At 39.1% G+C, this 10,735-nt stretch carries 14 protein-coding genes; 1 reads left to right on the top strand and 13 read right to left on the bottom strand.

What is annotated here, in order from left to right:
* Positions 1 to 42 precede the first annotated feature (42 nt).
* Positions 43 to 603 (top strand): hypothetical protein, encoded by a 561-nt coding sequence (locus F9K33_12385; GenBank protein ID KAB2878677.1) that lies wholly within the window; start codon positions 43 to 45, stop codon positions 601 to 603.
* Positions 604 to 697: 94 nt separating this feature from the next.
* Here the strand turns inward: F9K33_12385 and F9K33_12380 are convergent, their stop codons facing one another.
* The 13 genes from F9K33_12380 to F9K33_12320 all read right to left on the bottom strand — a co-directional run bounded on the left by F9K33_12380 (position 698) and on the right by F9K33_12320 (position 10,698).
* Positions 698 to 1,201: a hypothetical protein gene (locus tag F9K33_12380; GenBank protein KAB2878676.1), complete on the bottom strand. Its 504-nt coding sequence runs from the start codon at positions 1,199 to 1,201 to the stop codon at positions 698 to 700.
* Positions 1,202 to 1,219: 18 nt separating this feature from the next.
* Entirely contained in the window at positions 1,220 to 1,678 is a 459-nt protein-coding gene (locus tag F9K33_12375) for a thioredoxin-dependent thiol peroxidase (protein ID KAB2878675.1), read from the bottom strand.
* 3 nt (positions 1,679 to 1,681) lie between these two features.
* On the bottom strand, positions 1,682 to 1,897 hold the full coding sequence (locus F9K33_12370; protein ID KAB2878674.1) for a hypothetical protein: 216 nt from the start codon (positions 1,895 to 1,897) through the stop codon (positions 1,682 to 1,684).
* Between the two features lie 39 nt (positions 1,898 to 1,936).
* Positions 1,937 to 2,734, bottom strand: a complete 798-nt coding sequence (locus tag F9K33_12365; GenBank protein ID KAB2878673.1) for a hypothetical protein — start codon at positions 2,732 to 2,734, stop codon at positions 1,937 to 1,939.
* Between the two features lie 149 nt (positions 2,735 to 2,883).
* Positions 2,884 to 3,453 (bottom strand): hypothetical protein, encoded by a 570-nt coding sequence (locus F9K33_12360; GenBank protein ID KAB2878672.1) that lies wholly within the window; start codon positions 3,451 to 3,453, stop codon positions 2,884 to 2,886.
* 95 nt (positions 3,454 to 3,548) lie between these two features.
* Positions 3,549 to 5,585, bottom strand: coding sequence for a dihydrofolate reductase (locus F9K33_12355; protein KAB2878671.1), 2,037 nt, complete (start codon positions 5,583 to 5,585; stop codon positions 3,549 to 3,551).
* 315 nt (positions 5,586 to 5,900) lie between these two features.
* Positions 5,901 to 6,338 (bottom strand): DUF1801 domain-containing protein, encoded by a 438-nt coding sequence (locus F9K33_12350; GenBank protein ID KAB2878670.1) that lies wholly within the window; start codon positions 6,336 to 6,338, stop codon positions 5,901 to 5,903.
* Positions 6,339 to 6,352: 14 nt separating this feature from the next.
* A complete protein-coding gene (locus tag F9K33_12345) occupies positions 6,353 to 6,715 on the bottom strand; it encodes a DUF2200 domain-containing protein (protein KAB2878669.1) in 363 nt (120 codons plus the stop codon).
* 198 nt (positions 6,716 to 6,913) lie between these two features.
* Positions 6,914 to 7,402, bottom strand: coding sequence for a hypothetical protein (locus tag F9K33_12340; protein ID KAB2878668.1), 489 nt, complete (start codon positions 7,400 to 7,402; stop codon positions 6,914 to 6,916).
* A gap of 10 nt (positions 7,403 to 7,412) precedes the next feature.
* Entirely contained in the window at positions 7,413 to 7,709 is a 297-nt protein-coding gene (locus F9K33_12335; protein KAB2878667.1) for a hypothetical protein, read from the bottom strand.
* Positions 7,706 to 8,455, bottom strand: coding sequence for a hypothetical protein (locus F9K33_12330; GenBank protein ID KAB2878666.1), 750 nt, complete (start codon positions 8,453 to 8,455; stop codon positions 7,706 to 7,708). Before F9K33_12330 ends, F9K33_12335 begins: the two co-directional genes overlap by 4 nt.
* Positions 8,456 to 8,584: 129 nt before the next feature.
* On the bottom strand, positions 8,585 to 9,703 hold the full coding sequence (locus F9K33_12325) for a hypothetical protein (protein ID KAB2878665.1): 1,119 nt from the start codon (positions 9,701 to 9,703) through the stop codon (positions 8,585 to 8,587).
* A 257-nt stretch (positions 9,704 to 9,960) separates the two neighbouring features.
* Positions 9,961 to 10,698, bottom strand: coding sequence for a DUF998 domain-containing protein (locus F9K33_12320; protein ID KAB2878664.1), 738 nt, complete (start codon positions 10,696 to 10,698; stop codon positions 9,961 to 9,963).
* Positions 10,699 to 10,735: the final 37 nt, after the last annotated feature.

Genomic DNA, 10,735 nt, shown 5'->3' with positions numbered 1-10,735 from the left:
TAAATTTTGAACAACGGTCAATAAATAAAACAAGGTGCAGTCATGAAGAGAGCAATAAGATATTTACTAGGTTTATCACTGATCGCGATGAGCTGTGACGATCCGAATCCGCTGGATGCAGCCTGGAGCAAGTTTGGAGCCGGTGATTATCCGGGCGCGCATGCGGAATTCAGTTCGCTTGTGGGCAGCGAAGGGTCCGGCGCCTACGTTGGGCTTGGCTGGACGGCCATGAAGATGGATTCACTGCCGGAATCAGACACGTATTTTGGGTTGGCATCCGGGGATTCCTTACTGGAAGGGTTTGCTGGATGGTCTATCCTGGCGTGGCTTCAAGGGCAACATGTTTTGTGCATAGACCGCGCCGAATATGTTTTTCGAAATGCCGGGGGATATAGCTTCTTCGTTTTCCCATATGATCCTACGATCACCTACCATGATTTGTTATTACATGAAGGGTTTAGTTATTATCATACTCTAAATTTTTCGGCATGTATTAATATCATCCAGAGAATAGACCCGTCCTTTTCAATAGCGCTGAACGACCCGCAACTGCAAAATATCTTGCTCGCAAAACTGCAATCGCTCACGCAGGAATACGATTAATGTTGTAGATTAGATAAATAAAAAGTCTCCGCCAAAAACGGAGATTTTTTTATTTAAATTATTTTTGATGTCCAGGAGATATGGGAAGAGGGGATTAGTGGATCGCTTTGACGCTGTTAATAATGTCATTCAGAAGGTCATCGGCGTCTTCACTGTTGACTTCACTATAGCCGCTGTCAATCATATAAATGCGGTCTTTGTGTTTTCCGACGCCCAGTTTAATATAGGTCTGAATTTCAGACATACGGTTGATTCCGGAACTGAATACAAAATCCACATTGTTGATTTTTTTTGTTTCTTCACGAATGAACTCACAGTTTTCATAGGTTACTTTAAGATACGATAAGACGATGTCGGGGGAAGATTTTTTCTCATTCTCGGCAGAGGTTATGAAAAAGTAAATTTGGTTATCCGGGCTGTAACATTCGACATAAATTTGTGAGGCACGGTCATTGATGGTCACATTCCAGTTAGACGGCGTCTTAAATTCAAATTCATAGTTTTCGAACGTATGTTTTTCCCATTGAGGATTCTGGGAATACAGAGGCTGAAGGGACAAGACGAAGAAGAGAATTAATAACACGGTTTTTTTTTGCATCAGACGACTAGTTAGAATTTACCATTTCATAGCTTCCAGAACTTCATCAGCGTGTATGTCAACCTTAACTTTATCAAAAATGTATTCAACATTTCCTTTTTCATCTATGAGGAATGTTGATCGGATCACGCCTTCGTATTCCCGCCCGTATAGTTTCTTCTTTCCCCATGCGCCGTATTTTTCAGCGACTTTATGACCGATATCGGATAAAAGGGGGAATGATAAATTAAATTTTTCAGTAAATTTCCGGTGAGATTTCATATCGTCGGGGCTGATACCGAATACGGCAATTTTTTGCTTTTCAAATTTCTTAATTCCGGCGTTAAAACTACAGGCCTCTTTAGTGCAGCCCGGCGTGTCGTCTTTAGGATAAAAGAACAACACAACTTTTCTGCCTATGAAACTTGAAAGTACTATCACGTTGCCGTTCGTATCCGATAACTTGAAGTCCGGTGCTTTTTGTCCAACTTTCAACATGGTCTAGTCCGGTAACGTTTCGATAGTCCACTCGAGATTATCAAACCGTGTATCCGTATAACGTTTTTTTACGATTAACAATGATAGTTTTTTATAGTCCTCCTCGCTCATCGTCTCAACTGCATCAAATTCTGTATAACTCCGCCGAATGAAATCCAAATTGTTCGATTTGAAATCTTCAACTATTCCGTTTTCTGCATTGGTAACCCGGATGGTCATGTTAACCTCCTATGCTAAATGTTCGATCTGATTAAAAAATTATTCTTCGATTGAATCAACTAGTTCCGAATGATTTCCTTGCTGAAGCAACTGCAAATAATGTTTAGCCACACGTTGCCATTTACTATCGCTTTTCTGCGTAACCTGTAAATCCATAACTTTCTGAAAGGCCTCGTCGGCTTCTGTCCATTTCTCTAATAGAACCAACGTTTTGCCTAATTCCAAATAGTGAGATATGCAGTTATGATTGATAGCGATGGCTTTGGCGAATTGGTCGGCCGCCTTTTCATAAGTTGCAGGAGGCGTGCTCACAACAAAGAGTTTTGAAAAAGTTCTGGTTATCCATGCGGTATTTGTCATTTCCCTATTCCAGCGCCCTAAAAGTGAAAGAGCTAAATCTTCTTCCGCATTGATCTCAATTGCCTTTTCAGCAGCTATGCGCGATTGATTCAGAGTTTTGACCCGATCCGTACCTGTATAACCTAAAGCCGTCTTCTCAAGAGCCAGAGCCAGCATGACGTGTCCTTTGGTATGGTTGGGATTGAGATAAATGGCTTTGCGCGATATGACTTCAGCTTCACGATATTTAGCCGCCTGATCATTGCTTTTCGGTAATTCATTTCCCATGTCAATAAGTTCGCCGGCCATTTTCCATAACACATCAAAATTTGTGCTGTCGAGAATTGAAGCAGCCTTATACGCTTTAAACGCACCGTATGTATCAAATTGATTATGGAGTGCATCTCCTTGCGCAATCAATTCACTCACAGTCTGCGCATCGATTGGTCGGCCACTTGTAAACGCTATTGTGACAAAGAACACGATCGTGCTTATCATTGTCCTTAGCTGATCAGACTTAACTAAGATGTTCATTATAATTAGGCGGTTAAGTCTTGGTACAACAACGCATTACAAGAACTTAGAGTGATAATATTGTAGTATTTTTTTGTTCTAAAGTCAAGTAAAGAAACCGCTCAAAAGTGCCTTTACTTGGTTGCGTCTTGGTTGCTTTGCCACATTTTGTACCAGTTGGCTAGGTTTCGTTTGCCGCCGGTATCTTCTGTTACCCGTGTCTTAAATAGTAATTCTTTCATACTCTTATTCCAAAAGATAACAGGCATAATGTCGCCTCCAAATATGCCGTTAGATGAATCAAATTTTTCAGACGGGCTGGAGCCGGAATTTACGTAGAACATGAAAGGTCCATCGTCATATCGGAATATTCTTATTTGGCTTAGGCTGTCAAATGTAAACGTGATTTCACCGCATACAGCATTATTTTCAATAAAGAGCCGTTTTTTTACGTCACGAATTCCAGGGTAATCTTTTTCAATCTTATCGCCCTGAAGGTAATCGCTGACTAATTCTCCGAAATCTTTAAACGACACGTCCTTTTCATCGTCATCATTAGAGAAAATATTTATGTATTTGACCGTGGCCGTACCGGATTGGCCGTCCTTTAGTTTGATCGTATATTCCTTTTTCTCCACGCCGAGACAGCCAACGAAGAGCAACATACACGCCAGCCATACTGTTTTCAGAATTCTTTCAATCATACATTTCCTCCTTCTCATAATCATTCATCCAAAAAAAGAATAACTCCCCGTTTAGAAACGAGGAGTTATTATAAATGAATTAGCAGTGTCTTTAATCAGTTAAACGTCGGCAGAAAAGAGTATTCTTTTGCGTAAAACATCATCTGTTCCGTGAAGTCTGCCGGATATTCAATCTTGACGTCGACCAATTTATCGCCCTGCATGACCGGCGCAAGCTTGGGATTAATAAACCCGCCGTACGGAGAGATGTTGAGCTTGTCATAGCGTTCTTTAACCTCTTTGTGCAGTTCATGATCCACTTTTACGCCGTAATTTTCGACTAACTCCTGGGCTGCTTTGAAATCACCTTCGGAAGTGATGCGCTGCGTTTCTTTCAAAAGTTGGCCGTACAAGGTCCGCAATTTCATATAGTCGTTGATTACAATATACGTTTTGCCTTCTTTGACCTTTTTTTCGATTACATTTTCCGGCAGCCCTTTTTCATAGACCCATTTTGCGATCAGCTGGCGGTTGCGCATATGCGCTTGTTCAATATCGTCTCCCAACTGTAAACGCGTAAGCTGGGTCATTAAGCCGTTGCGCATCTGCCCATCGTATGCTGCTTTGCTTACATCAAAATTAGGCATAACGCCGATATCGATCAGTTTCTGATCCATGATATAGTAGAGTCCAACAAGATCGGCTCTGGCTTCTTCGATCGTTGACGCGTAGTTTTTTAGCGATTGTTTCGGTGTGCCGACGCCGGGGTTAATTTGTCCCGAAGCATGTCCGATGACTTCATGCATATCCGTGTGAAGATCGCTTGCCAGCGCACCGTATTTTTTTATTCTGTCAATCTCTTCCTGTGTATAAGCAAACTCTGCAAGAAAACCCGATCCTTCGGCGGCCTTGGCATAGGCATAAACAATATTGCCAAGGTTGACTGATTTGGAACCATATTCCTTACGAATCCAGTTTGCATTGGGAAGGTTGATACCAATAGGCGTAGTAGGAGAGGCATCGCCCGATTCAACTACTACGGTAATGACTTTGGCTGAGATGCCTGTCACATTTTTCTTTTTATGTTCGGACGCCAATGGAGAATTATCCTCAAACCATTGTGCTTGGTTGCTGATCGCGTCAATACGTTTGCTGGCTTCCATGTCTTTGATTGAGACAATGGCCTCAAAAGAGCCTCGGTAGCCCAACGGATCTCCGTATACTTCAATAAATCCGTTGTTCACGTCGATCATGGACTCCGTGTCCTTGACCCAGAGGATATTATACTCGTCAAATTTCTTAAGATCGCCCGTCTTGTAATATTCGATTAATTTATCCAATGCAGCTTTCTGCGTTTCGTTTTCAGCAACCGAACTCGCTTTTTCAAGCCAGTATACTATCTTCTCAATGGCGGGAGAATACATCCCGCCGACTTTCCAGACTTTTTCCTGGATAGCGCCGTTCTCTTTTACGAGTTTTGAATTTAATCCGTACGAAATGGGTTGCGGGTTTTTCGTATCAATGACTTTCGCGTAATAAGCCTCGACTTCTTTTTGCGTTAGCCCTTCATAGAAATTCATTGCGGACGTTTTGATGATATCGTCTTTAGCGTCAAGGTTGACCCGTTTTGCATCCAGGTTAGGGTCAAACAAGATTGGCGTCAGTTTAGCAATGAGCTGATCTACGGTTTCATCCTTTGCAAGGGGATATGTGCCGGGAGAATTCTTAATCAGTTGATCGAAGTAATCCGATGAAAAACCGGGTTCAAATTTCTTGCTTCCGTAATGATGGTGAATTCCGTTTGAAAACCAAACCCGCTTGGTGTAGACCATGAATTTTTTGAAATCCTCTGTATTACGGTCGCCCTTGTAATTGGCTACGATCGATTCCAGTGTTCTGCGTACCAGTAGATTATTTTTATAATTCTGATCCCAAATGATATCCCTTCCGGACAAACCGGCTTCATAGAGATAATACACCATTTCTTTTTGTTTCGGGGTCAATTGCTCAAATCCGGGAACCTGGTAACGAATGATTTTCAAATCGGCAAATTGTTCCGTTTGAAAAACAAAGTCTTTGTGCTCTGCCTTCTTCGCACATCCAATCATTACCAGCATGATCAATAGTGCAAGGCCTTGGGTTAATCGTTTCATAAATCTCCTATGATTGTTTTTGTGCCATTCAGGCAACTTATTACAGACGGCTGAAAATTTAATTCAATCCGGCATAATACGCAATGATTATTGAAGGCGGGGGACTATTAAGACGGAGAGATGGGTGGAAAGATTAATGGAATTACATGGTCGCATAACGTTTTCGGGCTTTGCGTTCGGGCGGGATTAGAAGCACAAACTTTCAACCTTGCACCAAAGTTAATAAAAAGAACTGATGTCTAATTTACCACGTCACCCCGCCTGACGCAAAACCGCTGTTACCAGCAGTGTTTCTGTCTTTCGTCAATGTATCTGTTATTTTACTCTGCAAGAACATTCGTGATGCTCGCTAATGTATTTTATTGATTCTATACAGATCTCCTTTAAAACTGATAAATTGATGTCGGAAAGTTTTTTCACATATATACAGGCTTTACTCATTTTGAATTTACCAAGGTCAGCTAAAACTAATTTACTTCTTTCTGTGTCTGAATAAACGTAAAACGTAAGTGCTGCTTTTCTGGGAGAAAATCCAAGAACTGGTGCATCTCCTTCGTGTCCGCTTGCATATTTGTAATGGTAATTTCCAAACCCAATAATGCTCGGTCCCCACATTTTAGGTTCAGAATCAGACCACGCTTTCATTAGCTCAATCAGTCGAAAACTGTCCGCTTTTTTCTGCTCGTTGTCAACGTATGAGTTTACAAACTCTATTACGTTTTGCCCTGAGTAAGTTGTCTTTGTTTTTGCCATAATTCTGACTTTAATTATTGTTTTAAAATCTTTTCCATCTTTTTGCCTTTCGCCAATTCGTCTACCAACTTGTCTAAACACCTCACTTGTTTTGTCAATGGGTTTTCAATTTCTTCTATACGGTAGCCGCAAATTACTCCCGTTATTAGTTGTGCATTGGGGTTCAATTTTGCCTTCTTAAAAAAAGTTTCAAAAGTTACTTTATCATCAATGAGTTCTTGTAATTTTTTGGTGTCAAAACCTGTCAGCCATTCTATTATTTGATGTAATTCTTCTATTGTCCTGCCTTTGCTCTTAACCTTAATGATGTAGTGCGGATACACAGATGCAAATGTCATTTTTGCAATTCGCTCATTGTGTTCGGGAGCTGTTTTCATATCGCATGTTTTAATTCTATCTTTGAAATCGTAGTCAGTCGTGATTGAGCCCGGTTGTCTAACATTGCTGGTAACGCTCGGCGGCTACACGCAGTAGCTCGCACGCGAGAAATTAAAGTTAATTAAGAACATTCTAAGTCGTGAGCGAGCTACTGGCGAGCGACGCCCACAATCTCTTATCTGACGTCCGCCTGAAAATTATTGAAATTGCAATCCTGACAGAAATTTCTCAAGTCTTTGTATTACATTCTTCATTGAACTTTTATACTTTGTCGAATCATCAACACTCCAACCAGCGGTAATGTCATACATATTCTGAGCGTCAAAAAAGATACACTTGGCTTCGACAAGATCAGTAATGATATCGGATGTTACGGCTCCTTCAGTCTTCGTGCCTCGTAGCAGCCCGGATCCTTTACGAATTGCTTGAAAGTGAAGCTGGATGCCAAGTTTTGTTTTAACAAACTGGGTATCCTGAACTACATCCCCAATTTCCAACATCGAAGCCATTGTGTCAATTGTCCAATTTCGTTTGGTGTTATTACTTCGAACGAAATAGTACACTTGACCAAAGTCATCCGAGAAAGTTACAATTAATGTCCCGCCTTCAGGAGTTTCTTCATGAATTTTGGCACCAGGCTTGAGTAAGTATGGGACTTTAAGAGTAAAAGCTTGATCTGGTGACATATACCTCTCGTCATTCAATCGAGAGGATGGAATGTTTGTGCTGATGGAAGTTGATTGTGCGCAGCCTAATGTCGGGAACGTGCACATCATTACAAACAAGTATATGTACCAACTTTTTATTGTCATGTCGTATTTCCTTCCAGGCGGATGTCAGATAACGGTTTGCAGCTACAAGAAGTTGGCGATTTCGGAGACGTAAACTGTCTGCCATTATTAAGTTTGATACGAGGCACAACGTTTCATTTAACCACTGAACCGCCAATTTCTTGTAGGTGCTGTTACCTGCTGGTGTTTTATCGTCTGTCATCGTTTATAGTTGTCAATTTTTACATAATGTTCCATTAAAAACTCGTCAATATGAGTTGCAAACTTTCGTAAAAACTTATTTGCCTCCTTAACTTTCCGCATAGTAACAGTCGGATTGTCACCGTGTGCAATGTCATTCCTTAATTGTCGGTAAGTTCCAAAAGAATTTTTGTCTGCTTCTAAAATGTCCATTTTAATTGTGTTAACTAAAAAGTCAGGGATTTGATTTGCTTTTAAATCCATTATGGTCTTGAGAAGATTTTCTACTGATATAATTGAAACTAAACTGTCAGGATGAATATAATTTGTCGCATCCAGTTCTCTTGAATATTTGTCGTATCGTTGAAGGTGTCTTTGGTCAAAACTGCTACGCAAAATTTTCTTTGGTTTTGTATTCGTGTTATTTGTCAAACTACTTTTTAAGGCTGATTTTTCAGGGATAGTGACACTTAATTCAAGAACTTCTTTTAAAGCACTTCCTAAATAGTTTTCAAAAAAGGCAAACGAACTTAGAAAAAGATAAGTCGCCAATTTGTCCTTATAGCCGTCTGCTTGTTCTCTCAGTTTTGTTGTTGGATTATTTGCTTCAAAATAATCGGGGTCAGGAAGTTTAGTGATTTTGCCATCGTCCAAAAGTTTCATTTGCAGTTTTAAAGCAGGAACGGAATGGCACACAACAACTGCAAAGTCAAATATTGATTGGATTTGCGTTTGCAATGTTGTATATGAAGCTGTTCTTCTTATCATTTCTGTCTTTTGTGAAGGATGTAGGTCTCGAACCTACCTGCCAGGCATTAACTTGGGTTCCTTGTCCGAACACACGTTGATACCTGTGCATCACCAGCAATGCTTATCCTTCTTTTTATATGGTTTTAACTATCTGTTATTTATCATATTTCTTACCATTGCTCTATTCTTTACATATTTTGTCCTTGCTTTAGTTTGCAACAAAGCAATAGTGTCTAATTGATTGTTTTCATATTGTGAGATGGCTTGGTTTAGGCAAACCAAAATTAATTTCTGAACTTCTTTGCTTTTTATTATAGCTGGACAATGAAACAAATAATTTCCGTTTATTTTGTTTTCTCCGATTTGCATAGAACCGTCTTGACCAACATTAATTTTGATTTCAGAAGATTGAAAATTTTCTTCTCTTAGAACCATATAATTGCTAAAGACTGTCATAGTAAATAATTCAATAAACTTCTTTGTTGTAATTGGATTACCTTGTTGGTTTGTAAATGCTATGTCATTTTCTATATTTCCTAATTTCGCTTCAACTATTGGCTTATACGCAACTTTTTCCAAAAAATACTTTTGATATTCATAGTCGCCTACGATTACAATTTCTTTGTTTTGGAAAATTGCATTTCCAAGTTGGTTGAGTTGGTCAGCTCCGCAAAGAATTACATCTAGGGAAAAATTGTCTTCAAATTCTGTTCTTAATCTTATACCACAAATTTTTCTTTCCCAAATAATTTTCTTGCTTGTCAGGTCTCTTTGTAAAACAACTGTTTCGTAAGCAAGTCGTTTTAGGATAAAGTCGTGGTTTGCGACAAGTTGTCCCGCAAGTTTTAAATTTTCTTCGTCACTATTTTTAGTGGTTTCTAATTCCAACCCTAATTCAGAAAAAAACTCTTTGAATGAAATTAGTTCTACTTTGTCGCCTGTTTTCGTTACATAAATTTTTTCTTGTCCAAGTGTTTTGCACAACTCGTCTTTAAGATTACTAAAAAATGAAGAAGTGTCTGCACTTGCGTTTGGTAGAGTATCAATAATTACCTGTAAGTTTTCGTCCTTGTATGTTTGTGTTTGGTCTTTCCAAAATCCCATACAATTTACCATTGTATAACCGGGAAATGTCACACCAATATTTTCAAGAATTTCGTCAATTTGGGTCTGCGGAAACTTGTTGCCAGAATTGTCAACCAATGGAATTATTAGTTGCCAAGTCTCAAGTCTTTTCGTAATTCCTGTCTTATTGATTGAATACATTTTGTCTATCTTTTATGTCAGTTGTGTCGTTTTGTTACACTTGCAGGTAACGTTTGGCAGCTAAGAAACGTGTGGCATTACGAAGCGATTTCATATTCGCCTGTGACAAATGTAGCCACGAAGAACAAACCATCCGAAAACCACTGTCCGCCCCATGTCTTCTTAGGTGCTGTTGTAGCACGTTTTTATTAAATTCTTCCTTTATCCTACAATAAAAAAGGAACTAAGAACTTGCCCATTTTTTGTTTATTGTATCCCTATTTAGCATTTTCACTAGCATAATGCTTATAAAATGTTTTCTGCTTGTTTATCTTTAATGCACATACAATAATCCAAGCTAAAATCAATGATTCAATAATTCGTTGATTTAAACCTCCATATTCCGAATTAAATTGAGAAATAAATAGATAGACAAATAGAACACTTAGAAATCCCAATACTATGGCTATAATTGAAAGGCTTCTATAATTAATAGTTTTGCTTAACCCGATACCAGTTATAATAATACTCAAAGGAGTAAATATATATATAATCAGAGCCGCAAGATTATGAATCATCTGTGAAATACTAGGGTCGAGAAATTCCTTATTACAACCACTATCGCAGGGAAATATTGAAACCACAATGGTTCCAATACCATAGAATAGAGCAAGTCCATAAAACCCGATTTTGGTTAAATTCGAAGGAGGAAAATATTTGTACGCAAGAACACTAAAAATTGTGAATAAAACGCCACTTGGAATATGTCCAAAGATTCTTAACATTATTCCGTACTCAGTATCTACTGCAAAAGTTTCACTGATATATTGACGAGCTATACTGTAATCTTCAATTAAAAGTCCACCGACTACAATGCTGCTTACAAATAAAGTTACTCCAACCACTCCTACTAAAAATATTGTTTTGTTATTCATTGTTTGGTTTTCAAATGTGCTACAACGTTTACGTATTGGCGATGGTGGGGCATTTGAAAAACGTCTGCACAACATTTGCACAAATGCCCGATAGAAGCACAAATCTTGAGTTTATAAC

The organism is bacterium (assembly GCA_008933615.1).
Lineage (GTDB): Bacteria > CLD3 > CLD3 > SB21 > SB21 > SB21.
The sequence above is the reverse complement of the archived record's forward strand: the minus strand, read 5'-3'. Positions and strand labels throughout refer to the sequence as shown.